Below are 24,312 nucleotides of genomic sequence, written 5' to 3' on the forward strand. Positions count from 1 at the left end.
CGGCAACTCGGACTGGCTGCCCCCGGACGCCGCCGCGGCCGTCGGCGGGAGCTGGAACAACCCGCGCTTCGAGGCGGCCCAGGCCCGCTCGGCGCCGCGACGACGATCAGGATCAGCAGCGCCCACGGCATCGCCCAGGTGCCGCCGGTGGCTTCGACCTGTTCGAGGTCGGTGCTGGAGCCGGAGGCATCGGTGAGCAGCGGGGTGAGGATCGCGGTCGCCGTGAGCTTCGTCGCGGGCGCGACGCCGTGCACCGGCACGGTGACCGTCCAGCTCTCACCGGGCAGCAGTTGCGGCGGCGCGGCGACGTTCCCGGCGTCGGCCCGCAGCCAGCCGAACGGCCCGGTGACCGACACGTCCTGCCGCGCCGACAGCACCGCGTTGCCCGTGTTGTGGATCCGGTAGGTGACCGTCGCGTCGCCCTTGGCCAGCGGGTTGGCGGAGCCGGTGTAGTCGACGTGCAGGTCCTCGACCGCGAGGCTGGGTTTGAGTTCGCCGCTGATGCGCAGCTTGACGCGGATGCCGAGGCGGCGGTCGACGTTGATGTTCTGCGCCTGGTCGGTCTGGGTCAGCGAGGTGACGATGCCGCCGACGTAGTCGCCGGGGGTCGCGTTGCCGGGCACGGTGACGGCGAACGGGACGGTGACGGTCTTGCCCGGCGCGACGGTGATGTTCGGGCTGGTGGTCTGCAGCCAGACGCCGACGGCGGTCGACTTCTGGTCCTTGGGGAGCAGGTCGAGCTGGCCGGTGCCGGTGGTGAACCCGTCGGCGGCGTACACGGCGAGGTTCAGCGGGGTGGTGCCGCGGTTCGCGACGACGAGGGCGTCGTCGGCGCGGCCGCCGGGGTTGACCGCGTAGCTGTAGCTGGACCTGTCGGCGCCGTACCCGTTGGAGGCGGTCCGGACGGTCCAGGCGACGTCGCCGTCGGCGGCCAGCGCCGGACCGGCACCCGGGCCGACGACCGCGCCGACGGCGAGCAGCGCCAAAGCGGTGGTGCGGAGCAGAGCGGCGACGGCTGTACGGCGAGTGGAGGTGCGCATTGCGGTGGTTCCTCGGATCGGTTCGGTGGTGGGGCGGGCGCAGGACGCCCGCCCCACCGTCAGGGGTTGACGATCAGCTGCTCAGAGCGGTGATCGTGATGGTGGCCCGGTAGCTGCCCTTGGCGACGCTGTCCGGGATCTTCAGGGACAGGTCGGCCCCGAGCTTGGCCGAGCCACGCGGGTGGCCCTGCTCGGCGGCGGCCAGACCGCGCGCGACGGACAGACCGAGACCCTGGTCGTCGTACGCCGACAGCACCGCGTTCCCCGGCTGGGCGCCGGCGCCGGCGTCCAGCACGAAAGGCGTCCAGCCCAGGTACGCGCCCGTGAAGGTCTTGTCGCCGTCACGGAACTCGCCCGCGCTCGCCGAGATCGACCACGGGGCCAGCGAGCGGCGGCTGTCCGTCACGAGGATCGGGTTGATCTTCCCGGTGGCCTCGAAGAAGGTGCCGTTGCGCTCCTGCGCGGTGCCCAGGTCGACCAGGCCGTTGTAGCCGTCGATGGTCCAGCCGAACTCGCCCGGGGCCGGGTTGGGCACCGCGACCTGCACGTCCTGGCCGGAGCCGTGGTACGGGCGCACGGTCACCTTGTCGACGATCGAGCCGACCGGCTGCGCCTCGCTGGTGTTGTAGCACCAGCTGCCCTTCTCCACCGACGCGTTCGGCGCGGCGCACGTGCCGCTGCGCAGGTTCTCCAGGACGAGCTTGTCGGCCCGCACCTGCACCTTGACGTAGCTGCGCACGTGCTCCTGGTTCTGCACCGAGTTGTACCAGTAGCTGTCCGGGTTCAGCGGGTCCGGGCCGTTGCCCCGGATGCCGGTGCCGGTGGCGTCGGGCTTCTTGATGTCATAGTACTTCGAGCCCGAGGCCGAGTTCGCCGTCACGTAGATCACGCCGCCGGGACCGGGGAACACCTCGGCCGCGCCGGGCTGCTCGTCCGGGTTGGCCTTCTGGCCGTTCTTGATGGCGTAGCTGCGGGAGTAGCTGTGGTCGTGGCCCTGCAGCACCATGTCGATGCCGAGCTGCGAGAACGCGGTCGTGAAGTGCTCACGCCGGTCCTTGTTGTCGGTGTCGGTGGCGTGGCTGGCCGGGGAGTAGATGGAGTGGTGGTAGACCAGCACCTTCCACTTGGCCTCGGCGCCGTGCTTGTTGATGACGTCGGTGATGTAGGCGACGTGGGCCGAGTCGCCCACGTTGCCGCCACCGGCGGGCACGGCGTAGCTGTTGCTGTTGATGTCGATGAACAGCACGTCCTTGTACACGAACCAGTAGTCGCCGCCGGACTTGGTGCCGGCCGGGTTGCCGTTGTCGTAGTACGGGGCCGAGCGGTCCGTGTTCGGGGTGAAGTGGTGCTGCTCGTAGGCCTTGCCGCCGACGTCGTGGTTGCCGATCGTCGCCACCACCGGGTACTGGCGCAGCTGGTCGGGGGCCAGGAACGAGGTCCACTGGGACTCGTTGTTGGCCGACTCGACGTGGTCGCCGCCGGAGACCAGCAGCTCGGCGTTCGGGTTGGCCGCGGTGGCGACCTTGAGGGTCTCCTCCCAGCCCGCCTGGTCCTTCAGGGTGTCGCCGGACGAGCCGATCTGCGGGTCGCCGAAGAACAGGAAGTCGTAGTCGCCTTCGAAGTCCTGCGTCTGGAAGGAGTACGTCGGCGACCACGCGCCGTCGCCGCCGACCCGGTAGGAGTACCGGGTCTTCTCCTTCAGGCTGGTGATGGTCGCGTGGCGGTTGTAGCCGCCGCTGGTCGCGATGTTCGCGCCGCCGATGGCGTCGAACGCGGCGGCCGTCGCCGGGAACTCGCCGTTCACGAGCGCGGCGGTCGGGGCGAGCTGGACCTTCTGCGCGGTGTCGGCCGAGGAGTACCAGGTGAGGACGCGCTGGGACTCGTCGGCGCCGACGCCGAGGATGACGCCGGTGAGGCTGACCGAGTCGGCTGCCGAGGCGGCCGTGCCCAGTCCGCTACCGACGGCCACGGCCACGCCGAGCAGTGCGGCGGTGGCCCCGACGGCCAGGCGGCGCCGCACAAGCCCGGGGGCCCGTGTCTTGTTGCTCAATGTTCCGTTCCTTTGCCGAGGGAGCGCCCGAAAGCGCCCCTGAACTGGTGAAGCGCCCTCACGCTCGTCCCGTGTGGTGAACCGGGAGTGAATTCGCCGCACAAGTTAGTTAGCCTTACTAATAAGATCACTGGCCGGTCAGGCGCTGCACGAACCAGATCAGCCCCATCACGGCCACCCCGCCCGAAATGACCCCTGTCGCCCACCGGCCCGCCACGGGATTGCGCCGGCGCAGCAGCGACAGCAGCGGGAACACCACCGCGATGACGGCGAGCTGCACGACCTCGATGCCGACGTTGAACACCAGCAGCGACCACAGCAGCGTCCAGGACCACGCCTCGTCGATGCCTAGCGCGCCCGCGAACCCGAGACCGTGCACCAGCCCGAACACGAACACGACACCCAGCCGCATCCGGCCCGCCCGGTCCAGGCCGAGTCGGCCACCCGACGTGGACAGGTCCAGGACCTGGCCGCCGCGGCGCAGCCGCCACAGGTGCCAGCCGGCGACGACCGCGATCGACAGCGCGATCACCGGCTCCACCACGATCGCGGGCACCGCGACCACACCGAGTGCGGCCAGCATGAACGTCACCGAGTGCGCGAGGGTGAAGCTGGTCGCGGCGAGCACGATCTCGCGCACCCGCCGCGACCCGGCGATCAGCGCCAGCAGGAACAGGATGTGGTCGATGCCTCCCAGCAGGTGCTCCGCGCCGAGGCTGAAGAACTCCCAGAACCGCTGGTACCACGACTGCGCGGTGGAGAACGACGGTGTGCCCGCGTCGAGCGCCGCACTGCCGGTGTGTCCGTCGAGGTGGTAGGTGACGATCGTCTTGGTGTCCGTGACGTACTGCTCGGCGTCAGGGAACAGCGAGCTGCGCACCTCGTGGCCGTCCCCGGCGGGGCAGGCCCAGTCCAGCAGCAGCCGTGCGTACGGCACCCCGTCCCGCTCCCCGATCGTGAACGCGCCCGCCTGCGTCGGCGCGCACCCTCCCCCACCGGAGGAGACCGCGAACCGGTCCGTGACGTAACCGACGGCCGCCGCCCGGTGCGTGTCGAGCGCCGCGGCCTGCCCTGCGGCGTCACGGGCCTCGAACGCGGCGGTGCCCGCCTTGAAGAGGTCGTCATCATGGCGCTCGTCGGCGGCGGAGACGACGAGCAGGTCGTACTCCAGCTCCAGCGCGGTGCGCACGTGCCCGGCGTCACCCGCCGTGATGTCGGCGTACACGGTCGAGCTGAACCCGTGGGCTTGGGCGGGCGCGGCGCTCAGAAATGCGAAAGCCGCCGCGGCGATCCCGGCGGCGGCGACGATGGTCCTGCGTAAACGGTCTGACATGGTGCTCCTTCGGTGCTGGCGAGTGCACGCTGCCCGCCGACGGTGAACACCGGACCGACCACCGGCGAACCGACCGCGAACAATCGCCCAGAACCCGACGAGACGCGCTGGCCAGCGGGCATCTCTGCGGTAGGAATACGGGGCACGAAGGCACCACCCACCCTGGAGCACGATCACCTTGCGCCCCACGTTTCGCGCCGCCCTCGCCGCGACGGCCGCCCTGGCCGTCGCCCTGACGGCCGGCTGCGGTTCCGGTGACGACTGGACACAGCCGCACCCCGCACCCCACCCCGTCGGCAGCCCCGGCCCCGGCTTTGTCGACCCGTCCGCGCGGCCCGCCCCGGAATCGACCATTACGCCACGGCCCGGCTCGTGGGCCGGGGTACACCCGTCGGAGGGCTACCGCGTGGTGCTGCTCACCAGCGGATCCGACGCACCGACCAAGGCACTGGTCACCGCGGTCCGGCAGTGGGCCGACGACGAGGCGGTCGACCTGCGTACGGTCACCGCGGCCGACGCGCACGACCTCGTGCCCAGCATCGTGCGCGCCATGGAGCTGAAACCGGACCTCGTCGTCAGCGCAGGCAACGACTTGATCGACCCGCTGGCGCTGGTCACCGCGAGCCACCTCGACCAGCAGTTCCTCGTCGTCGGGGCGGAACTCGCCGAGCCCACCGGCAACGTCACCGCCGTCGACTGGTCCGGGGCGTCGTTCCGCGGCGAAGGACTCGGCATGTCCTCGACCTACGACCCGGCGACGTTCACGCCTGAGCGCTGCGCTGCCGCGATCCGCGCCGGGGTCACCGCCGTGCTGCACCAGCTGACCGGCATCGTGATCTGGCTCGACGAGATCTGACCGGTCAACCGGCCGGGTCGGGCCAGTGCCCGGGGTCCGTGAGCGACAGCTGCGGATACGCGCCCGCGGCGTTCAACGCCACGAGCAGGTCGGCCGGCGCCGAATGGACCAGCGCTTCAGCCATCGGCGTCCAGCCGCGCCGGCTGAGGGCGTTCACGTCCAGCCCGGCGGCGAGCAGGCGCGGCAGCAGCTGCTCGTGCTCGAACATGTGCATCCGGTGCAGCAGCGTCCGGCCCTGGCCGTCGCGCACGTGCGGGTTCATGCCCGCGTCGAGCAGCGCGAGCACGACCCGGCTGCCGCCGTGCTCCATCCGCCGCCACAGATCGTGGCGGTGCTCCCGCAGCCGCTTCGGCGCGGCGTCGTCACCGTCGAGCCAGCCGAGTTCGGCCTGGAAGCAGCCGCGCACCGCCCCGCCGAAGGCGCGAAGAGCGTGCTCCCGCCGCCGCTCGGCCCCGTCGTGGTGGAGCAGTTCGACCTGCCCGTCCCGCAGGCTGATCCAGTGCCATTGCCGGCCACACCGCACCCGGATCCGCTCCTCCTGCCAGAACCCGGCGGGAACCATGGACGTGCCCGCGGCGGGGCGGGTCTCGGCACCAGTGGCGGGGAACAGCGCCGCTCGCACCAGGGGATGCAGGTCCAAGACGCCGATCAGGTCGTGCCGGATCAGGTCCAGGTCGACGGGCGGGCGCAGCAGCATGGGATGCAGGCAGAGGTCCACGTCGATCGATCCTGGCCGTGGTGGAGCCGGCTCACCGCAGGTCAACCGGTGACGATCACCAGCCGCTTCCAGGTGCACCTTCCGTTGGTAGTACCGATTTCGCCTGCCCTCGTCGCCCCGCAGCCGGTATGGCCGGTGGCCGAACTGGGCCGTGAGCCGGCGCAGCTCACGAACCGCGAACGACGGATCGGCGCGGCGCAGCACAGCGAGATCCCAGGATCCCCAGTAGCCGACCGTCGCCGACTCGTCGATCACCCACCCGGCCGCGGCCCACTCCCCCGGTGGCCCCGACGGCTCGTCAGTGTGCACCTTGCCGCACCGTCCACACGGCACGGACGGCGGAGGTTCCGCGGGTGCGGCGAGCACGGGTGGCTCGGCCGGCTGCAGCACGTCACGCAGCTCGCCGACCCGCCGCGTGTCCCACAGATAGCGCGCGAGCGGGTAGACCGGATTCTCCCCCAGGTCACCGGCGCGCCTCGCCTGCACGGTGAGCCGCTGCGAGCCGGTCACCCACTCCGGCGACCGGACCACGAGCACGGCGCTGTCCGGGGTCACCGGCCCGTCCGGCGCCAGTAGGTACGTCAACCCGGCGGACAGGCCCGCCGTCCCGCTTCCCGAACGTGGCAGATGCCATCGGAGCAGGTCGGGCGCGAACCCGGCCAGCAGGTCCGCGACCGGGCCGGCATCGTCGATGTCGACCGTCACCCGGGCCGCCTCGCACGCGGCCCGCCAGTCTCCGCGCTCGCGCGCCTCGGCACACTCGGCGATCATCCACTCGGGCACCGCGTACTGGCGGACCATCCGCCGGACGCCCAGCGCGTCGCTCGATCCGCCCACCCTGTCCCCCGTACCGTCGCCGCCGAGTGGCCCTGACCACCCGCAGCCGGGCAGGTCGTCGTCGCGGCGGATCTTACGAGGGCCCTCCGATATTTCGGGCCGGTCGCCCAGGATGCCGGCACGCACCCTCCGGTCGGCTCCTCGGACGTGCCATGCAGCGAACGCGGCCACATCTATTTCGATGTGGGGCACATCAAAATAGATGTGGCCGCTGTCGAACCGACCTTTGCCCGCGCGGGAGCGGTGGCGCGGCCCGCCTGCCGTCGGCAGGCCGCGCCACCGCCTGGTTCGCGTGTCGGGGCCCCGGTGTCGCCGGGCACGCGAACCCGGGTCCGCGGCTCAGGTGGCCGCGGCTGCCTTGAGCTGCTTGCTGCTCTCGACCGTCACCTGCACCGCCCGAACGATCGCCGGGATGGACCCGACGAGCAGGATGATCGCCCAGACGATCCCGACGATCGCGAAGACGATGCCGGCGATGGCGTCGGTGATGCTGACCAGGATCCCGGGCACGATCCCGTGCAGGAACACGGCGACGACGTTGCCGAGCAGCGAGGTGATCATCATGGCGACGAGTCCCTTGTTCTGCAGGAAGCGCTGCTGCGCGATGATCAGGCAGGCGATGGCGACCACCTTCAGGAACATGATCAGCGACAGCACCGTGGCAGCTTCGCCGCGCGGGAACGACCCGAACAGGATCAGGTAGACGATCGTCCCGAACGGGAACGCCAGCAGCAGCGACACCATCAGGATCAGCTTGGCGATGGCGACGAACAGCAGCACCAGCGCCGTGATGATCAGGATGATCGCCCCGACCAGGGTGGCCACGCCCTGGGCGCGGGCGTGCAGCCGCTTGGAGGCGAGGATCGCCACGCCCATGAGCACGGCCGTGCCGAGCAGCACCACGTCGATGAGGGCGAGGTAGCTGACGGCGATGCCGCCGGGCCGTTCCGCGACGCCCGGTGGCACGTCGGCACCGAGTTCGGTGGCAGTGCCCAGCGCCGGGGTGGTGAGGCCGAGCAGCAGCGAGCTGCCGGTCTCGACGGCGACGACGAGGCCGAGGGCGACCAGGGCGACGAAGAAGAACGGAGTGCGGAGCCTATCCATCGCTTCCTCCCAGGGTGACGGTGCACTTGTCGCAGGTCAGGGTGATGTCGACGCCCTGGTCGTCGACGGCGACGCGGATCGGCTCCCCGGCGGGCACGTCGCGGTCGAGGACCGTGTCGTCGTGCGGGGCGCGGGTGACCAGGCGCAGCGGACCGTCGGGGCGCAGTTCGACCTCGCGCAGGTCGCTGTCGGCGGCGGCGACGGTGAGCACGCAGCCGGTCTCGACGACGAGCACGCCGTCGGTCAGGCAGGGTGCGGACAGGTCCGACGGGTCGACGGGGTCGGGGTCGCCGAACCAGTCGCCGAGGGTCTGGACCAGGGCGTTGTCGGTCGGATCGGTCATCGTGCCGTCGTCGGCGGTGGCGACGCCGGTGACGAACAGCGCGACGATCAGCACCGCGACCGCGGCGAGGATCTTCTGTCCTCGGGTCAAGGCGGGCATGTCAGTGCTCCAGGTAGACGCGCACGGTCCCGGCCTCGGTCGCGGTGCCGTAGTCGTCGAGGACCTGGACGTTGACGAACACCCAGCCGTTGTCGCGGACGTTGTTGACGGTGTTGTAGTTGAGCGTCGGCATCGCCGGGGTGAACTCGCGCGCGGTGGCGATCTGGCTGGACACGGCGGGGGTGGGCTGGCAGACCTCGCCGAACGCGGACTTGGTGCAGCGTTCGATCTGGACGGTGATCAGCCAGCGGACCGGCCACGAGTCGGGCTGGGTCCACACGAGGGTCGGCATGCGGTTCGGCGGGACGCTGGAGTTGGTGACCGGCTGGGAGATGACGGGTTTGGCGGCGGCGGCGGAGATACCGAGGTCGACGGTGCTGCCCTTGGCCGCGGTCGCGCCGCCGGGCAGGGACTGGCGGGTGACCGCACCGGGGCCGCGGGAGTTGTCCCAGCCGAACTGGACAGTGCCTGCCACGAACCCTGCCTTGGCCAGGGCGGCCTTGGCATCGGCGGGCGGCAGCCCGATCAGTTTCGGCACGGCGACCAGTTCCACCGGGACGGGGCTGGCCGACGCGGCGGGCGTGGCCGACGCCGTGGGCTGCGGGGTCGTGGTGGCCTGCTCGCCCTCGGGCCAGACGACCCAGGTGATGACCCCGATGACGAGCACGGCCAGGGCCGCGGCGACGACGATCCACCACGGGAACGGCTTCTTCTCCGGGGCGGGTGGGGCGGGCACGACGACGGCGACGCGGCGGCTGAGGACCGAGGTCTCCTCAGGGGCGTCGGACAGTTCGGCGTCGCGCTGCGCGCCGAGGGTCAGCGGCGGGGTGAGCCGGGCCTGGAACTCGTAGCGCCCGGCCGGGGCCGCCTGCGGAACGTTGATCTTAACGACGAGGGGCGCGGTCGCGCCGGGCTTCGGGCGCGGGTACTCCTCCACGGTGAACCAGGACGCGTCGGTGTCCTGGCCGGTGTGGAAGTCGATCCCGGGCCGGCCGGTGCGGCGGGACTGGTTGGTGATGGTGAAGGTGACCTCGGCGGCGCGGTCCTGGCCGAGGGTCACCTCCGGGGTCGCGGTGGTGATGACCCACTTCTCGGTCTTGTCGGCGGTCATGGCAGTTCTCCCATTTCGAAGGTGGTGGCGGCAGGCTTGTCCAGCTCGACGATGTGCCGGACGCGTTCGAGCAGGTCGCTGCCCGCGGGGATGCGGACGATCAGGTGGAACGGCCGGTCGGCCGACTCCTCGATCTCGATGTCGGTCAGGCCGGTGGCCAGGGTCACCGCGGCCCGCAGTCCTTCCCGGGTGCCCCGGGACTGGGCCAGGGCCGTGCCGTGCGCGACCAGGTCCCGGCCGTGGCCGAGGTGGTCGACGGCGACCCAGCGGGCCAGGAACGGCACCAGCTGGGGCGGGCAGCGGTACGGGTGGAACAGGTCCTCGACGGTGGACAGTCGGGCCTCACCGGAGGAGTGCAGGCCCTCCATCACGTCGAGCAGCGCCCACAGCACCCCGGTCGGGTGCATGGCCCGCTGATAGGCGGCGGGCAGCAGCGCGGCGATCGCGTCACGGCGCATCTTCGGTCACCACCTCGATGTCGTGCTCACCGGACACGAGCAGCCAGGTGGGCGGGATGGTGACGAGCTGGCGCAGTTCGGTGTCGGCGGCCGAACGCCACTGGCCGGGAGCGGCGACGACGTGCGTGCCGCGGTTGCCGCCGGCGAACACGTGGCTGCCGCCGGCGATGGTGCGCACGGGTTCGAACCGGGTGCGGTCGCGCAGGGGCAGCCCGCAGTTGACCGACGGGGACTCCCACTGCGGCGCGGCGGCCATGGTGTCCAGCTGCAGCACTCCCCCGCTCTGGCTGGCGGCGTACGCGGTGCCGTCGACGAAGTCCAGGCCCCAGCAGGTGCCGCCGGTCCACCCGGCGGACAGCTCCTGCCAACGCACGTCGGCCTCGAACAGCCGGGCCCGGTAGCAGCCCTTGCCGGGCTTGCGGGGGTCGGTGGTGCCGGTGCCGACCCAGAGGATGGTGTCGGGCCCGTCGAGCTCCACGGACAGGGCGCGGGTGTCGACGCCGTTGAGGCCGACGTGGGTGAAGGTGCCCTGACGGCCGCCCGCCGTGGACAGGTACACGCCGTAGGTGGTCTCGGCGGCCAGGGCCACGCCCCACACGCCGCGTTCGGACACGAATGTGCGCACCGAGTTGAAGCCGCGGTCCTGGTCCTTGCCGTCGACGATGATCTGCAGCGGGACCGCGCCGTCGAGCAGGGACATCTCGTACAGGCCGACGTCGGTGGCCAGCAGCAGCGACACCGCCTCCTCGCGGTCGATCCACGCCGCTTCGAGCACGACGGCGTCGATCTCGGTGAGCTTGCGCCAGGTCTCGCCCAGGTCCGTGGAGACGTGCACGCACGAGCCGCCCTCGTCGGAGTTCGTGACGACGGCGACCGCGCCGGGGCGGGCGACGACGCCGGGCCGGTCGGACACCGGCGCGGGCACGACCTGGCGCACCGCTTCGCCCGCGAACACGGTGACCAGCTCCCAGCCCTCACCGTCGTTCGTGGACCGGAAGACCTGCTCGCCGCCGCCGGCGTACCAGGTGCCGGGTTGGTAGCCGTCGGCGGCGATCGAGGTGACGTCGCGGCTGGGCGCGTGTTCGAGCACGAAGCGCACGTCGTCGACGTAGCGCACGCCGGGTTCGGCCTGCTCCAGGATCCGGTACACGTTGGAGGCCCGCAGCGGCTCGCCGAAGGACCAGCCCTCGACGGTCGCGGGGGCGGGCAGCGGGCTGATGGTCTGGTGGAGGCGGTCGTGGATGCGGCGGCGTACGGCGTCGACGTCTTCCTGCCGGCCGACGACGACCCGGCCCTTGACGGCGACGGACTTGTAGCGGGCCCAGGTGGTGGTGACCGAGGTGCCGAGGGCGCGGCGGCGGTCCAGGTCGGCCTGGGTGTGCAGGCGCACCTCGTCGAGCTGGCGTTCGGCGAGGGCGGCGACGGGCAGCCGCCAGCCGGGCCGGGCCGCCTCGGGCACGAACGGCACCAGTGTCACCTCGACCTCGCCGGGGCGGGCGAACGACCACATCGACGCGCGGGTGAACGCGCGGGCACGGGCGACGGCCGGGGACCCTGCGGTGGCGAGCAGTTCGAAGTCGCGGGCGGTGACGGCGCGGTGCAGGCTGAACAGCTCGTACGGCCCCCGGCGCGCGGCGGCGTCGACCTGCTCGATGTCCCGGCCGCCACGCGCGGCCTCGGCGTTGGTGACCCGCAGCCCCGGGATCTGGTCGCGCAGCGCGGTGAGCGTGTTCGCGGCCACGTTGCCGGACGCGCCGCCGCCGACGCGGTACCAGAGCCGGATCTCGCGGTGGGCGGCCGGAACCGCCCCGGGCACGGTGCCGCCGTCGAGGGCGGGCGCGAACGTGACGGTGCCCCCGGCCGGGTCGAGCAGGTACGCCCGGTCGGCGGGGCCGAGGCCGGCGAACGTCTCGACGCGCTGCCAGATCTCGAAGGTGCGGCCGTCGTACTCGCGGGCCGCGCCGGTGACCGGCCCGGTCGTCTGCACGCCGAGCAGCACCTCCAGGGGTTCACCGGTGGTCGCCAGCGGGGCCCGGTCGGCGCGCAGAACGAGGCCGGGCAGGCCGGTGCCGAGGCCGAGGAGTTCGCCGTCGACGAGTTCGCAGTGGTAGGCGCGTACCCGGGTCTCGGTGTCGCCTTCGGCGATGACGGCCGGGGCGGTGGTGGTGAACAGGACCGGCTGCGGGTCGGCGCCGCGGGCCGCGGCGACGCGGGTGCCGGCGGGGATCGCGATGCGGCCGGTGTCGGCGCCGGTGCGGGTGAACGTCAGCTCGGCCCAGGCCGCGGCGGGCGGGCGGCGGGTGACGCCGAGCAGGTTCAGGAACTCCAGGTACGCCTTCTCCGGCAGCCGGTTGAGCCGGTACAGCATGACCTCGGTCAGGTACGCGAACGCCTCCAGCAGGGCGACGCCGGGGTCGTGGACGGACAGGTCCGTCCAATCCGGGCAGGAGCGGCGCACCCGGTCGCGGGCTTCGGCGACCAGGTCGTCGAACCTGCGGTCGTCAAGGTTGGGCACGGGGATCATGGACGGTTCCTTCCTTTGAGGGTGCCGACAGACCAGGCAAAGACATGCGGGCGGCGTCGTGCTCGGCGAGGGGAGTACATCCGCTGCAGAACCGAGCGGGTTTGCCGATCCGGAGCGGCGAGCATCACGAACACATGTGCTAAGTTGTCCTGGTGTCCAAGGTCGTGAAGCGGGGATTCAAGTACCGCTTTTATCCGACTGACTCCCAGGCTGCAGAGCTGTTGCGGACTTTTGGTTGCGTCAGGAAGGTCTACAACCTTGCACTGGCGGCTCGAAGTGAGGCGTGGAAGGCACGGCAGGAGAAAGTCGGATACTCCGCTACCTCGGCGATGCTCACTTCGTGGAAGAAGTCTGAGGAGCTGGCATTTCTCTGTGAGGTGTCTTGCGTACCACTGCAGCAGACGTTGCGGCACCTGCAGACAGCGTTCGCAGACCGCCGCCGTGATTATCTGCACAAATTGACTACTCGAATCGTTCGTGAAACCCAAACGATCGTCATCGAGGATCTGACCGTTAAGAGCATGCTCAAGCACCCTCACCTCGCACGCGCAATCAGCGACGGAGGGTGGCGTCAGCTGCGAACGATGCTGGAGTACACGGCTTCGTGGTACGGCCGCAACCTGGTCACCGTTAACCGCTGGTTCCCGTCTACCAAGCTTTGTTCGACGTGCGGTGTCGTTGCGGAGAACCTGCCTCTTAGCCAACGGACATGGACCTGCCAATGCGGCACAGTCCACGATCGTGACGTTAACGCGGCGAAAAACCTGCTGGCGGCCGGGCTGGCCGTGACAGCCTGTGGAGCTTATGTAAGACCTCAACGGGATCCCTCCCTGACGGGCAGTCGGCTGTGAAGCAGGAAGTCTCTGGGGCGACCCGGAGGAGCTCCCGTCTGTCGGCGGGAGGAAGTCAAGACGGTTCTCCGAGGTCGATGGGGTAGTCGAGAACGCCGGCGGCCAGCGTCTGCCGGACCCGGTAGCGCAGGTGCACGTTGAGCCGGGACGCGTTGTCGGGGTCCGGATCGGCGTCGACCTGCTCGATGTCGATGCGCGGCTCCCAGCGTTCGAGGGCGTGGCGTACGTAGTGGATGGCCAGGCCCGCGGTGGTCTGGTCGTTGGGGGCGAACAGCAGCCGGTGCAGGTGGGAGCCGTACTCGGGGCGCATCAGGCGTTCGCCGGGCACGGTGCCGAGCAGCAGGATGATGGCCTGGCGGATGGCGTCGTCGCCGTGGACGAGCGCGACCCGGCCGGCGGCGGAGGTGACGATGCCGTCGCCTTCGGCGAAGCGCAGTGAGGTCGGGGTCATCGGATGCCTCCGTGGATGCTCTGGCCTTCAGTCCGGAGAGGAAACGGAACCCCTGCGGAGCGGGGCAGGAATAGCTGGTTCGCCGGTGGGGCGAATCCGGCGTACGCCGGTGTCACTGAAATGAACAGGTGTGCTAATTTGTTGGGGCCTGGCTGGCGATAACCAAGCCGGTCGGGCCTACCGCCGGGCTGGCGGGAAGTCAGGTCTGTGGAGCCTGCGTAAGACCGATGGGCGGTACACCGCCTCTTGCTGGTAACCCAGGTCGGCAACGGGCTGTGAAGCAGAAAGGTCAACCCGCGAGGGTCGAATCCCCCTGCTTCAGCTGGGGGAGATGTCAAGAGGTCGCCTCCACGAAGGTCTGGCCGGGGATGCGTACGCGGTAGTGGACGGTGCCGGGCACGGTGCCGTCGGTGAGGCCGTCGAGGCTGTCGAGGACCACGGCGTCGCCGTCGATGCGGATCCAGTCGCTGTAGCCGGTGAACACACGCAGCGTCTTCACGCAGGGCTTCATGGTCGCGCCGATGTTGGGGCAGCGGGCGATGGCGCGGCCCTGCGGGTCGTCGTCGACGAGCACGGGGTGCCCGGCGATCTCGACCCAGTGCTGGGACGGATTGTTGGTCACCTTGCCGTCGTGGTCGCAGCGCACGTCGGACGAGGAGTCGATGAGTCTCATCCCGGGATCACCTCGGTGGGCAGGCCGGGGATCAGCGCGCGTTCGAAGTCGACGTTGGCGGCGCGGATGGTCATCCGGTGCCCGGGGGCTTCGATGACCAGGTCGGTGCGGGCCAGCAGCCGGACTTTGCCGGGGGCGAGTTCGAGGGAGCTGCCGTCGGCATTGGACAGTGTGATCGACTTGTCGGTGTCGTCGACGAGGACCTTCTGCCCTTCGGGGCTGTGCAGGCTCCACCGGCGGATCCGCCCGCCGGTGACGCCGCTGTCGGGCGGCGACTGCGCGCCGAAGACCGCACCGAGCACGATCGCTTCGGCCGGGTCCTCGTGCGGCAGGGCGAGCACGACCAGGTCGTCGGGGTCGGGCAGGGCGACGATGCCCTTGCCGGGCCCGGCTCCCGGGCACAGCACGGGCAGCCAGCCGAGGTCGAGGTCGCCGTGGCCGGGCAGGGTCACCTGGACCCGGCCGCGGCCGTCAGGGTCGTCGACGCCGGTGACCCGGCCCAGGGCGATCGCGGCGGCGCCGGGCTGTGCGGGGCCTTCCGGAGGTTCGGTGCCGAACACGGTGCGGTAGCCGTCGACGTCGATCGTGTGCACGGCCGTGCAGATCGGGTACGTGCCGTCGACGGCGTCGCCGACGCCGGCGAGTTCGACGGCCCGGCCCGGCCGCAGCGCCGGGTCGCCCTGGGCGGTGCCGCTGACGCACAGCACCCGCGCCGCCGCCCGGTCCAGCGCCGCCTGGGCGGCTTCGGCCTGCAGGCCGGCGGGCTGGTCGATGAGCGCCCGGTCACCGTCACCGCCGAGTCCCGGCGGCGAAACAGCAGGCCCCGGCCGGTATCCGGGCGCGGCGGCCCGACCGGTGGTGAACTCGCCGCCGGGGTGCCAGCCGAAGGTGGCCACTGCCCCGACGGCCCGGTCGGCGTGTCCCTCGACGCGGCACTGCCAGAGCGTGTCGCCGACCTTGAGCGGCAGTGCGGGCCCCTGCGGGCGCAGCGTCTCCAGGACCAGGGTCCGCCCGTCGAGCACGGGGTAGCGGCCCAGCCGGGCGGCGGTGCGGGCGAGCAGGTCCCAGTCGGTGGCCCGGTGCTGCAGCAGCCGCTCCAGCGGCGGCCCCGGGTCGGGGCAGCGCACCGTCAGGCCCAGCCCGGCGGTGAGTTCGCGGGCCAGGTCGGCCAGGGTCACGCCGGTGAAGACCCGCGGCCGCTGCCTGGCTCGCAGGCGGTGCAGCAGGTCGTGGGCGACGACGGTCCAGCCGGTCTCCGAGCCCGGCCCGCGGGTCAGTTCGACGGTGCCGATCTCGCCGTCGAACAGCGGTTCGCCGTCGACGTCGAGTTCCAGGCGTGCCCCGAACGGCCAGCCCGCGGGCGTGTGCATGGTGAGTTCGGCCTGGGCGGGCAGGCCGATGCGCTGGGTGACGCGGGCCGACAGGACCCGGCCCGGCACGGGTGCGCCGTCCAGGCGCACCGACACGACAGGAATGATCATGACGGGACCCCGAGCACGGACCCGGCGCGTACGGCCAGGGGGTTGTCGATGCCGTTGTGCTCGGCGAGTTCCCGCCACCTGGTCGGGTCGCCGAGCGCCTCGGCGGCCAGCAGGTCGAACCGTGCGCCGCCGCCGTCGGAGCCGTCGCCGGTGGCCTGCACCGCGCTCGCCGCCGTCGGGGCGGGCGGCGCGGCAGGCTCGCCCTCACTGCGGACCAGCTTGAGCCGCAGCCACGAGCGTCGCGGGGTGCCGGTGGCGTCGATGGCGTCCAGGCGCTCGGCCACGTTCACCACCACGCCGGGCAGGTTCCACGTCTTGCCCCAGACCAGGCGCACCAGCGGCGGGCGGCCCTGCCCGTTCTCGGCCAGCTGCCAAAGCCGCCCGGTGAGCCGGCGTACGTCGTCGGGCCGGTGCGCCTGCTCGACCAGGTCCACATCGAACAGCAGGTCCAGGACCAGCTCGGTGCGGCCGCCGCCGGTGAACAGCAGCGCGTCGTCCACGCCGGTGCCGACCACCGCCCCGGGCAGCGCCGTGGGGCGCACCCCGGCGAGCCGCCGTACCACCAGGGTCTCGGGGTTGACCAGGCAGTCGATGCGCTCGCCGGTGGCGTCGACGAGAAAGGCTATGCGTTCCACGGCCTGCCCTCCTGTTGGCTCTGCCGCACACGGATGCGGTCGGGGTCGGTGCGGGTCGGCGCCGGGACGGCCCACAGTTCGGCGTCGTCGAGCAACTCGGGCCAGGGACCTGGTTGCTGATCCTGGCCACGCTCCCGGCCGGTGAGCCGGGGCCACGGCGCGGTGACCGCCTGGGCTGTAGGGGCATCGGCGGCGCGCACGCCCACGGGTTCGTCCATGCGGGGCATGAATCGGCTGGTGGCAGCAGGCGTCCTGGCAGCGGGCACCAGGTGCGCCGGGGTGATCGGCGAGGTCCACGGTTCACCGCCCGCAGCCCGGTCGGTGTCGAGGGGCGCCGCCGCAGTGCCTGCGTCGTGGTGCACGGCGTGGGTCGGCTCCGCTCGCGGCGAATCCGTTCGCGCGGCGGGGTCGCCCGCCTCGATGCGCTCGGGTGAGGGCCTGTCTGCCTGCTCCGGAAGCGGGGTCTCTGGTGCCGTGGACCCGGCCTCCGGGGCCGTGAGAGCGGTGTCGCTCGGTGCGGCCCACATCTTTTTTGATGTGGGCACATCAAAAAAGATGTGGGCGGACGGCGAAGGTGTCGCTGTGGCGGGCGGTACCTCCACCGAGGCAGGCTCCTGCCCGGGTCGGTCCGGCATCGCCGCTCTCGGCGACCGCCGGTGCGCCGCGGCCCGGATCGCCGACGCGGCGGGCCGACCGGTCCGCGGCCGATCGGACACCGCCGGTCGGTCCACGCCCGGCCCGTCCCCTGCTGGCCGGTCCACTGCTGGCCGGTCCACTGTCGGCCGGTCCACTGTCGGCCGGTCCACTGTCGGCCGGTCCGCAGGCTGGTCGCGGTTCAGGCGACGGACGGCACCGTCCGGAACGCCTGAAGTGGAACCGTTCGTCACCGTGTCCGCCGAGGTCACGGCGGCCGAACCGGTCGAACCAGCCGCACGGGCCGACGCCGAGGAGACGACCGGCCGCCCAGGCTCGGCGGGCGCCGTCGCTCCCGCGCCCACGGTGGACCGGACGGGCGAGGACGTGCCGGTCGGCACCGGGTCGGCCGGACCCGCCGAGCCCGACCGTCGGCCGAGGTCGAACCACGCGAGCGCCACCGGACCGCTGGGCAGCGCCGGGTCGAGGTCGGCGGCGGCCCCCACGGCCGCGGCAGCACGGCCAAGGTCGGCGTCGGCCGGGTAGGCGGGGGCGGCCGGGCGCAGGGGCGGGGCGGACGGGGCGTCCGGAGCGGGCGTGGGCCCGCCGAGCCGGACGGCCCCGTCCCACGGCGTCCTCGGCTGGGGAGCGGCGCCCCTCAGGCCGAGGAGGCGCCGCAGCCAGCCGAGCAGGTCACGCAGCCGCGCCGACATTGCTGGTCTCCCGCTGGATGCCGTCGTGTGCCAGCACCAGGGTCTCCACCGCGAGTTCGCGGCTCATCGCGTCCAGCGGCGAGCCGTACCACTCCTGGGGCCAGGCGTTGACGAGGTTCCAGCGCAGGGCTTCGGCCGAGCCGGAGCTGTCGAGCATGACGATGGAGACGTTGCGGCGGCTGACCTTGCCCTCGACGGCGGTCATCAGCCACTCCCACAGTTCGAGGGAGGAGGTGAGGCCGAAGCGCAGGGTCACCGGGGCGTACGTGACACGGCCCGGGATGGCGCGCACCACGGAGTTGTTGCCGGCTTCGCGGTACGAGATGGTCTCGACCTTGATGCCCAGGCCGCCGACCTCGGTGAAGTGGCCCTCGGTGACGTTGTTGATGAGCAGCTTGAAGTTGTACGCGCGGTACGGGTCCACCAGGTTGCCGGGCTGGGCGGCGGGGGTGGCGGTCACCTCGGGCATGTCAGGCTCCTGCCTGGTCGCCGCCGGCACCGGCGGACTGGCTGATCTTGAAGATGACGAACTCGGCCGGCTTGACCGGAGCGATGCCGATCATGGTCACGACCTGGCCCGCGTCGCGGACGTCGGCGGGGTTGGTCTCCTCGTCGCACTTGACGAAGAACGCCTCCTGCGGCGAGCGGCCCTGCAGCGCGCCGTCGCGCCACACGCGGGTGAGGAACGCGCTGACGTCGCGGCGGATCGACTTCCACAGCAGGGTGTCGTTGGGCTCGAACACGATCCAGCGGGTGCCGTCGCCGATGGACTCCTTGAGCATGTTGAACAGCCGGCGCACGTTGAGGTAGCGCCACTCGCTGCCGGAGGCGGCCAGGGTGCGGGCGCCCCAGATGCGGATGCCCTCGGCCGGGAAGTGCCGGATGCAGTTGACCCCGGCCGGGTTGAGCACGTCCTGCTCGACCTTGGTGACCCGGTACGACAGGTCGACCGCGCCGCGCACGGGCTCGTTGGCCGGGGCCTTGTGCACGCCGCGCAGGGTGTCGGTGCGGGCCCACACCCCGGCGACGTGGCCGCTGGGCGGGGTGTTGACGACGTCGCCGGTCAGCGGGTCGCGCACGACCAGCCACGGCACGTAGAAGGTGCCGTAGTCGGACTGGCGCGGGCGCAGCCCGCTGTTGTCCTCGGCCGGGGCGGCGTCGACACCGTCGGCCGGGCCCTTCTTCGCCGGGGGCTTGGCCAGGGTCGCGCCGCCGACGCGGGTCAGCCGCTCGACGTCGCCGGTGTGCTCCGGCCCGTCGAGGATGGCCATCCGGTCGCCCATCAGCTCGCAGTGCGACAGCAGGTCCTCGTAGGACAGCGCGTCGGTGTAGCCGGGCGCGGCGACGATGGCGACCTCGTCGATCGCTTCGAGGAGCCGCAGCCCGCTGCGCTGGCGGCCCTTGCCGGCCAGCGGCTCACCGGGGGCGATGTTGACGACGTAGCAGCGGCCGCCGCCGTTGTCGAAGAAGCCGTACACGGCCCGCGACAGCGGGGTGCTGGCGGTGGCGTCGCCGACGAACACGCGGACGAACTCCGACCAGCTGTTGACCGCGACCGCCTCGTTGCGGCGCGCGGCGGCGTCCGGTGCGGTGCCGACGAATCCGGCGGTGCTGGTGCCGACCGACTCGATCGGCCTGCTGCCACCGGACACCTCCTCGACGTAGATGCCGGGTGAGGAGTACACAGGCATTGCTAGACCTCCTGGATCTCGCAGGTGATGACGACGGGTTCGGCCGAGACGGCCGCGACCTCGGCGGACAGCAGCAGCCCGCGACCGGCGACCGACAGGCGCACCGGCCGGTCGGCGGCGACGGGCAGCTCGAAGTGGCCCCGGGTGTCGGTGTACGACGCGGCGGTGCCGTCGGCGGCGGAGACGCGCATGCCGACCAGCGCCACCCCACCAGGGGTCTGCACCCGGCCGGTGAGCCGCCGCAGCGACACCGTGTCCAGCCGGCCCGGCTGGGTCACCCGGGGGATGTGCGGGGCGGCCGTGGTGACGTGCACCGCGACCTCGCACAGCAGCGCGACGCGCAGCCGTGCCCCGAGCGCGGTCCACAGCGTGTCCGGGACCGGCTCGGCGAGCAGATACGGCACGCCGCCGGTAAGGATGCGGTCGAGGGCCTCGATCGCGGTGGCCTCGGGGCCGTCGGCGTGCAGCAGGAACCGGACCCGCAGGCGCAGCGGGTCACCGGGGCGTGCGGGCAGCGTCTCGGGCAGGACCGCGTACGGCCACACGGCCACCCACGGTCCGCCGAAGGCGCCGGACTGCACTCCGGTCGCCGCGGCCGGGTGTTCGACCCGCACCGCGACGTCGACTTCGGCCAGGCTGGCCAGCAGCAGCGCGGACGCCCGGGCCAACGGCCCGTGGTCCTCGTGATACCGCATCGGAACCTCCGCCTCGTCTCGTGCCGGGGCGGCACGATCACGAGACAGAGCGTCCGGTCACGGGCGGTGATACACCCGCTGCTGTCAGCTGCGTGACGGGTCGGGCGCTGATTTCCGACGCAGGTCAGGCGGCTCCGGAGCCGAAGCAGCTGAAGCTGTACGCGGTCGCCCAGCGTTCGACGGGCGCGGCGGCCTGGGCGGCGGCGAGCGCGGCGGCCGGGCCGTGTCCGGCGCGCAGCCGCTGGTGCAGGCCGAGCATCAGTTCGCGGGTGGCTTCGTCGTCGACGGGCCCGGTGCTGGCGACCAGGGTGCGGGCCCCCGCGCCGAGCAGCGCGGCGGTCAGGCCCATCAGCTCGTCCCCGGGGTGCACCGCGGACAGGCCGGTGTCGCAGGCGGACAGCACGACCAGGTCGGGGGCGCGGCGCAGGGTGGTCAGGTCGTGCACGGTCAGCGGCCCGTCGGCGAGATCGAGGTGCGAGAACAGCGGGTTGTCGGCGCGGAACTCGCCGTGCGCGGCCAGGTGCACCCGGCGTGCCCCGTCGATCGCGGCGAGGGCCGCGGCGACGGTGGCCTGCGGTCCGGTGAGCTGCTGCGCGCCGGGGGCGAGTGCCGCGAGGGCCTGGACTTCGCCGATGGCGTGGTCGGGGCGGGCGGCGGCGACGAGCACGAAGCGTTCGTCGAGGTCGGTGCGACGGTTGGCGGTGCCACGCGCCCAGGCGGTCGCGGACGGGGCGACGGTCACGGGCCGCCCGCCGCAGCTGGGCATCGCCGCCCAGGGCAGGGCCTGCAGCGCTCCGGTGGGGACCACGACGAGGTCCCGGTCGCCGGTCAGCGCGGCGACCGGCCGCAGCAGCCAGTCGTCGAGCTGGCGCAGGCCGTGGCGGGCGGCGGCCTCGGCGGCGGCCAGCGATGCCGGGGAGCCGTACCGCAGCACGAGGCGGCGCATCGCGAACCGCAGCGCCGCGATCTCCGGACCGAGCGCGGCCGCGTCCACCAGCGGGCTCAGGCGCACCCGGCCACCGGCGACGACGACGGCGAGCAGCCGCCCGTCCTGCTCGACGAGCTCGACCAGGGCGCGCTCACCGAGCCCGGCGGTGATCTCGTCGACGGAGCCCGGGGCGTCCACCGGCGACGTCGCGGGTCCGGTGCGCCAGGTGCGGCGGCGGATCGCGTCTTCCAGGGCGCGCTGGCGCTGCAGGGGCCGGGCCCGGCGGATCGCGTCGAGGGAGTCGCCGGCCAGTTCGGCGGTGACCCGGCGCAGCTGGGCGAGTTCGCGTACCAGGTCGGGGTCGTCGGCCGGGGTGCTCGGGGGCAGGCGCAGGGTCGCGGCGCGCCAGCGTTCGGCCCAGGCGAGCACCTGCCGGGCGGAGCGCTGCGACAGGGCCAGGCGCACGCCGAGCGCGGCGAGGTCACCGCCTTCGGCGGAGCTGAGCACCCGCAACTCGGTCGCGCCGAGCGCCGCCCGGTACTGGTCGAGCAGCCGCAGCCCGTGGCGCAGCGCGCGCCGGGCCCCGGCGAGGTCGCCGTGGTGCAGCCGGCTGAGCGCCTGGGCGTGGCAGGCCCGGATGCGTAACCGGGCCGGGCCGTGTCCGGGCACGACACCGGCGAGATCGGCCAGCGCGCCGGGGTCACCGCTCTCGGCGGCGTACAGACGTGCTTCGAGGGCCTGTTCGGGCCACCCGGCGACGTCGAGCGCGTCGGCGAGCACCCGCAGCCGGGCGGTGCGCCGCTTCGGTGCGGCGCGGACCTGCAGGTACTCGGCGTGCACAGCCCAACGCCCGCGCTCCTGGCGGGTGAACGCGCGCCGGGCGAGCCGGGCCGCCTCCCGTGCGCCCGCGCCGTCACCGGCCGCGAGCGCCGCCTGCGCCTGCAGCAGCCGGGCCTGCGGCAGCAGCGTGCCGAGCCGGGCCGCGGCGGCGATCTCGACGGCCTCCTGCGCCGTCTGGTGCGCCTCGGGCAGCAGCCGAGCCGCCAGCAGCAGCTCGGCCCGGTCGATGAGCGCCTCGGCCGGGCGCGAGCCGCTGCGCCGGAAGTGCTCGTCGGCCTTGTCGTACCAGGTCAGCGCAGTGACGATGTCGCCGCTGGACGCCGCCACGAACCCGAGGTTGTGCTGCGCCTGCGCCGCCGCGGCCGGCAGCGCCAGCTCACGGTACAGCTGCTCGGCACGGCCCAGATCGGCGCGGGCCTGCGCGAACGCGCCCCGGTAGGTCTGCAGCACGCCCCGGTTGGTCAGCGCCCTGGCCTGCCACAGCCGGTCGTCGTGGCGGCGGAACGCGGCCAGTGCCGACGTGTACGCGGCCAGCGCCTGCTCGTCGCGGCCCAGCCGGCGAAGCAGGATGCCGTGCTGCATCCGGGCCCTGGCCAGCGGCAGCCCGTCCAGTGCCGACAGGGCCCGGCCGATCTCGGCCAGCGCCGCGTTGGGGCGGCCGAGGTCGTTGAGGACCAGCGCCAGGCTCATCCGCGACAGCGCCGCCAGCTCCGGCAGGCGGGCCCGGCCCGCGACCGCGATCGAGCGCCGCAGCCGCGCGGCGGCCAGGGCCGGATCCTGCAGCTCACGGGCCGCCAGCCCGAGGATGCGCAGCGACATCGCCACACCGGCCGGGTCGCGGTCACGTTCGGCGCGGGCCAGCAGCCGCTCGCCGAGCACCCCGGCCCGTCGCGGGTCGGCCATGACCATCGCTAACACGCGCTCATGCTGGAAGACTCTCGCACGACCGTCCTATCGACACGGACAGTAGTGTCAGCGTTGCGACACATCTGGATGTATCAGCAGGCCGTCGGCCGCACTCTGTTGCAGGACGCAACACGAGACGGAGGAACGACGATGGCTATGCCGCAGGATCGCCTGCACCGCTGGCAGGACCGCCGAGCCCGGCGCATGGCCGGGCTGCCCTGGCTCGGCCAGGAGACCCGCGCCGACCGCAAACCGGTCTGGTACACCCGTGACGAGCTGCTGGTCCTGTCCGACCACCGGGCGTCGGCCGAACGCGTCCTCGGCGGCCTCGGGCACACCCGCGGCGTCGGCGAGACCGAACTCGCCCCCGGCCTGCTGCGGCTGCGCGCCGACGGCCTGGACGTGCCGACCGCAGCCCGCCGGGTGCGGGAAGCCGCCGCCCGCGAGGGCGACGAGCGCACGGTCGTCAGCCCGAACCACGTTTTCGTGTCCACGCCGTTCGAGCACGGCGGCCCGTTCGGCCCGCCGCAGCCGGCCCCGAAGCCCGGCGACCGCCCCGGCCCGCGCAAACCCGGCCAGCAGGTCGGCGTCGCGGTCATCGACACCGGCGTGTGGCGCGACAGCCCGCTGCCCGCGCACGCCTACACCGCCGCCCCGACCGACTACGAGATCGACACCGACGTCGACGACGACGGCGTGATGGACGGCGACGTCGGGCACGCCAACTTCATCATCGGCGTCATCGGCGCCCGCACCGGCAAAGCCGACGTCCGGGCCATGCGGGTGCTGGACACGTTCGGGCTGTGCACCGAAGCCGACCTGATCCTGTCGTTCGCGCGGCTCACCGACGAGAAGCTGATCAACCTGTCGCTCGGCGGGTACACCCTGGACGACCAGCCACCGCTCGCGCTGGCCACCGCCCTGTCGGCGCTGCTGACCGGCCGCGACCGGCTCGTCGTCGCCGCGGCGGGCAACGACGGGCTGCGCGACCGGCCGTTCTGGCCGGCCGCGTTCGCCGGCGCCGACGTGCCCTGGGCCGACCAGGTCGTCGCCGTCGCCGCCCACGACGGCAAGGAGCTGTGCGACTGGAGCAACGCCGGCCCGTGGGTCACCGTCACCGCGCCCGGCGCCGACATCACCAGCACGTTCGTCAAGCACGGCCAGTTCCCGACCGGCTGGGCGCTGTGGAGCGGCACCTCGTTCGCCACGCCGCACGTCGTGGCGCTGCTGGCCGAGCAGACGGTCCGCAGCGGCTCGACCGAGGTCGCGCTCAAGACCGTGCTTGCCACCGCCGCGAACCGCTCCTACGGCGGATACCCGGGGCTGGCTTGACATCTTCCCC

22 protein-coding genes are annotated in these 24,312 nt (G+C 72.6%); 4 read left to right on the forward strand and 18 right to left on the reverse strand.

Features of this window, described 5'->3' with window-relative positions; genetic code table 11:
• The 3 genes from AB0B35_RS23315 to AB0B35_RS23325 form a co-directional block, all read right to left on the reverse strand.
• Positions 1 to 1,040 (reverse strand): DUF916 domain-containing protein (locus AB0B35_RS23315; protein WP_361048855.1); only part of this gene is annotated, 1,040 nt, incomplete at its 3' end.
• 73 nt (positions 1,041 to 1,113) lie between these two features.
• Complete coding sequence (locus tag AB0B35_RS23320; RefSeq protein WP_361048857.1) at positions 1,114 to 3,090, reverse strand: metallophosphoesterase family protein; 1,977 nt, start codon at positions 3,088 to 3,090, stop codon at positions 1,114 to 1,116.
• A 127-nt stretch (positions 3,091 to 3,217) separates the two neighbouring features.
• On the reverse strand, positions 3,218 to 4,423 hold the full coding sequence (locus AB0B35_RS23325; protein WP_361048859.1) for a HupE/UreJ family protein: 1,206 nt from the start codon (positions 4,421 to 4,423) through the stop codon (positions 3,218 to 3,220).
• A gap of 178 nt (positions 4,424 to 4,601) precedes the next feature.
• Here AB0B35_RS23325 and AB0B35_RS23330 point away from each other — a divergent pair, with 178 nt between their 5' ends.
• Complete coding sequence (locus AB0B35_RS23330; protein ID WP_361048861.1) at positions 4,602 to 5,279, forward strand: hypothetical protein; 678 nt, start codon at positions 4,602 to 4,604, stop codon at positions 5,277 to 5,279.
• A gap of 4 nt (positions 5,280 to 5,283) precedes the next feature.
• Here the strand turns inward: AB0B35_RS23330 and AB0B35_RS23335 are convergent, their stop codons facing one another.
• The 6 genes from AB0B35_RS23335 to AB0B35_RS23360 all read right to left on the reverse strand — a co-directional run bounded on the left by AB0B35_RS23335 (position 5,284) and on the right by AB0B35_RS23360 (position 12,473).
• Complete coding sequence (locus AB0B35_RS23335) at positions 5,284 to 6,834, reverse strand: hypothetical protein (RefSeq protein ID WP_361048862.1); 1,551 nt, start codon at positions 6,832 to 6,834, stop codon at positions 5,284 to 5,286.
• 339 nt (positions 6,835 to 7,173) lie between these two features.
• Entirely contained in the window at positions 7,174 to 7,938 is a 765-nt protein-coding gene (locus AB0B35_RS23340) for a hypothetical protein (RefSeq protein WP_361048864.1), read from the reverse strand.
• The gene (locus AB0B35_RS23345; RefSeq protein WP_361048866.1) at positions 7,931 to 8,380 is read right to left on the reverse strand and encodes a hypothetical protein; all 450 of its coding nucleotides are present in this window, start codon (positions 8,378 to 8,380) and stop codon (positions 7,931 to 7,933) included. The genes AB0B35_RS23340 and AB0B35_RS23345 overlap by 8 nt, the downstream gene beginning before the upstream one ends.
• A 1-nt stretch (position 8,381) precedes the next feature.
• The gene (locus tag AB0B35_RS23350; RefSeq protein ID WP_360532848.1) at positions 8,382 to 9,491 is read right to left on the reverse strand and encodes a PASTA domain-containing protein; all 1,110 of its coding nucleotides are present in this window, start codon (positions 9,489 to 9,491) and stop codon (positions 8,382 to 8,384) included.
• The gene (locus AB0B35_RS23355) at positions 9,488 to 9,949 is read right to left on the reverse strand and encodes a phage tail protein (protein ID WP_360532851.1); all 462 of its coding nucleotides are present in this window, start codon (positions 9,947 to 9,949) and stop codon (positions 9,488 to 9,490) included. Before AB0B35_RS23355 ends, AB0B35_RS23350 begins: the two co-directional genes overlap by 4 nt.
• A complete protein-coding gene (locus tag AB0B35_RS23360) occupies positions 9,939 to 12,473 on the reverse strand; it encodes a putative baseplate assembly protein (protein ID WP_361048868.1) in 2,535 nt (844 codons plus the stop codon). The genes AB0B35_RS23355 and AB0B35_RS23360 overlap by 11 nt, the downstream gene beginning before the upstream one ends.
• A gap of 152 nt (positions 12,474 to 12,625) precedes the next feature.
• Between AB0B35_RS23360 and AB0B35_RS23365 the strand changes: the two genes are divergently transcribed.
• Positions 12,626 to 13,324 carry a transposase gene (locus tag AB0B35_RS23365; RefSeq protein WP_361048870.1) on the forward strand — a complete coding sequence of 233 codons (699 nt, stop codon included), beginning with the start codon at positions 12,626 to 12,628 and terminating at the stop codon, positions 13,322 to 13,324.
• Positions 13,325 to 13,379: 55 nt separating this feature from the next.
• Here AB0B35_RS23365 and AB0B35_RS23370 read toward each other — a convergent pair whose 3' ends face one another.
• The 5 genes from AB0B35_RS23370 to AB0B35_RS23390 form a co-directional block, all read right to left on the reverse strand.
• Positions 13,380 to 13,775: a GPW/gp25 family protein gene (locus AB0B35_RS23370; protein WP_361048872.1), complete on the reverse strand. Its 396-nt coding sequence runs from the start codon at positions 13,773 to 13,775 to the stop codon at positions 13,380 to 13,382.
• A gap of 334 nt (positions 13,776 to 14,109) precedes the next feature.
• The gene (locus AB0B35_RS23375) at positions 14,110 to 14,448 is read right to left on the reverse strand and encodes a hypothetical protein (protein ID WP_361048874.1); all 339 of its coding nucleotides are present in this window, start codon (positions 14,446 to 14,448) and stop codon (positions 14,110 to 14,112) included.
• A complete protein-coding gene (locus tag AB0B35_RS23380; protein WP_361048876.1) occupies positions 14,445 to 15,929 on the reverse strand; it encodes a phage baseplate assembly protein V in 1,485 nt (494 codons plus the stop codon). The genes AB0B35_RS23375 and AB0B35_RS23380 overlap by 4 nt, the downstream gene beginning before the upstream one ends.
• Entirely contained in the window at positions 15,926 to 16,564 is a 639-nt protein-coding gene (locus AB0B35_RS23385; RefSeq protein ID WP_361048878.1) for a hypothetical protein, read from the reverse strand. The genes AB0B35_RS23380 and AB0B35_RS23385 overlap by 4 nt, the downstream gene beginning before the upstream one ends.
• The gene (locus AB0B35_RS23390) at positions 16,552 to 16,782 is read right to left on the reverse strand and encodes a hypothetical protein (RefSeq protein WP_361048880.1); all 231 of its coding nucleotides are present in this window, start codon (positions 16,780 to 16,782) and stop codon (positions 16,552 to 16,554) included. The genes AB0B35_RS23385 and AB0B35_RS23390 overlap by 13 nt, the downstream gene beginning before the upstream one ends.
• Before the next feature lie 652 nt (positions 16,783 to 17,434).
• Here AB0B35_RS23390 and AB0B35_RS23395 point away from each other — a divergent pair.
• Complete coding sequence (locus AB0B35_RS23395) at positions 17,435 to 17,743, forward strand: hypothetical protein (protein WP_361048882.1); 309 nt, start codon at positions 17,435 to 17,437, stop codon at positions 17,741 to 17,743.
• Between the two features lie 147 nt (positions 17,744 to 17,890).
• Here AB0B35_RS23395 and AB0B35_RS23400 read toward each other — a convergent pair whose 3' ends face one another.
• From AB0B35_RS23400 to AB0B35_RS23415, 4 genes are all read right to left on the reverse strand, one after another.
• Positions 17,891 to 18,379 (reverse strand): phage tail protein, encoded by a 489-nt coding sequence (locus AB0B35_RS23400; RefSeq protein ID WP_203691588.1) that lies wholly within the window; start codon positions 18,377 to 18,379, stop codon positions 17,891 to 17,893.
• 1 nt (position 18,380) lies between these two features.
• On the reverse strand, positions 18,381 to 19,601 hold the full coding sequence (locus AB0B35_RS23405) for a phage tail sheath C-terminal domain-containing protein (RefSeq protein WP_361048884.1): 1,221 nt from the start codon (positions 19,599 to 19,601) through the stop codon (positions 18,381 to 18,383).
• Between the two features lie 2 nt (positions 19,602 to 19,603).
• On the reverse strand, positions 19,604 to 20,296 hold the full coding sequence (locus tag AB0B35_RS23410) for a hypothetical protein (RefSeq protein ID WP_360532876.1): 693 nt from the start codon (positions 20,294 to 20,296) through the stop codon (positions 19,604 to 19,606).
• 124 nt (positions 20,297 to 20,420) lie between these two features.
• Complete coding sequence (locus tag AB0B35_RS23415; RefSeq protein WP_361049117.1) at positions 20,421 to 22,973, reverse strand: CHAT domain-containing protein; 2,553 nt, start codon at positions 22,971 to 22,973, stop codon at positions 20,421 to 20,423.
• Positions 22,974 to 23,120: 147 nt separating this feature from the next.
• Between AB0B35_RS23415 and AB0B35_RS23420 the strand changes: the two genes are divergently transcribed.
• Positions 23,121 to 24,302: a S8/S53 family peptidase gene (locus tag AB0B35_RS23420; RefSeq protein ID WP_361048887.1), complete on the forward strand. Its 1,182-nt coding sequence runs from the start codon at positions 23,121 to 23,123 to the stop codon at positions 24,300 to 24,302.
• Positions 24,303 to 24,312: the final 10 nt, after the last annotated feature.

It is taken from the genome of Catellatospora sp. NPDC049133, assembly GCF_040648455.1.
Lineage (GTDB): Bacteria > Actinomycetota > Actinomycetes > Mycobacteriales > Micromonosporaceae > Catellatospora > Catellatospora aurea.

Excerpts from the sequence above, each read along its gene's own strand:
- AB0B35_RS23350 (WP_360532848.1), bottom strand. The coding sequence starts at position 9,491 with ATGACCGCCGACAAGACCGAGAAGTGGGTCATCACCACCGCGACCCCG.
- AB0B35_RS23380 (WP_361048876.1), bottom strand. The coding sequence starts at position 15,929 with ATGATCATTCCTGTCGTGTCGGTGCGCCTGGACGGCGCACCCGTGCCG.
- AB0B35_RS23410 (WP_360532876.1), bottom strand. The coding sequence starts at position 20,296 with ATGCGGTATCACGAGGACCACGGGCCGTTGGCCCGGGCGTCCGCGCTG.
- AB0B35_RS23415 (WP_361049117.1), bottom strand. The coding sequence starts at position 22,973 with ATGGTCATGGCCGACCCGCGACGGGCCGGGGTGCTCGGCGAGCGGCTG.
- AB0B35_RS23390 (WP_361048880.1), bottom strand. The coding sequence starts at position 16,782 with ATGGACGAACCCGTGGGCGTGCGCGCCGCCGATGCCCCTACAGCCCAG.
- AB0B35_RS23355 (WP_360532851.1), bottom strand. The coding sequence starts at position 9,949 with ATGCGCCGTGACGCGATCGCCGCGCTGCTGCCCGCCGCCTATCAGCGG.
- AB0B35_RS23340 (WP_361048864.1), bottom strand. The coding sequence starts at position 7,938 with ATGGATAGGCTCCGCACTCCGTTCTTCTTCGTCGCCCTGGTCGCCCTC.
- AB0B35_RS23370 (WP_361048872.1), bottom strand. The coding sequence starts at position 13,775 with ATGACCCCGACCTCACTGCGCTTCGCCGAAGGCGACGGCATCGTCACC.
- AB0B35_RS23420 (WP_361048887.1), top strand. The coding sequence starts at position 23,121 with ATGGCTATGCCGCAGGATCGCCTGCACCGCTGGCAGGACCGCCGAGCC.
- AB0B35_RS23325 (WP_361048859.1), bottom strand. The coding sequence starts at position 4,423 with ATGTCAGACCGTTTACGCAGGACCATCGTCGCCGCCGCCGGGATCGCC.
- AB0B35_RS23360 (WP_361048868.1), bottom strand. The coding sequence starts at position 12,473 with ATGATCCCCGTGCCCAACCTTGACGACCGCAGGTTCGACGACCTGGTC.
- AB0B35_RS23405 (WP_361048884.1), bottom strand. The coding sequence starts at position 19,601 with ATGCCTGTGTACTCCTCACCCGGCATCTACGTCGAGGAGGTGTCCGGT.
- AB0B35_RS23400 (WP_203691588.1), bottom strand. The coding sequence starts at position 18,379 with ATGCCCGAGGTGACCGCCACCCCCGCCGCCCAGCCCGGCAACCTGGTG.
- AB0B35_RS23345 (WP_361048866.1), bottom strand. The coding sequence starts at position 8,380 with ATGCCCGCCTTGACCCGAGGACAGAAGATCCTCGCCGCGGTCGCGGTG.
- AB0B35_RS23375 (WP_361048874.1), bottom strand. The coding sequence starts at position 14,448 with ATGAGACTCATCGACTCCTCGTCCGACGTGCGCTGCGACCACGACGGC.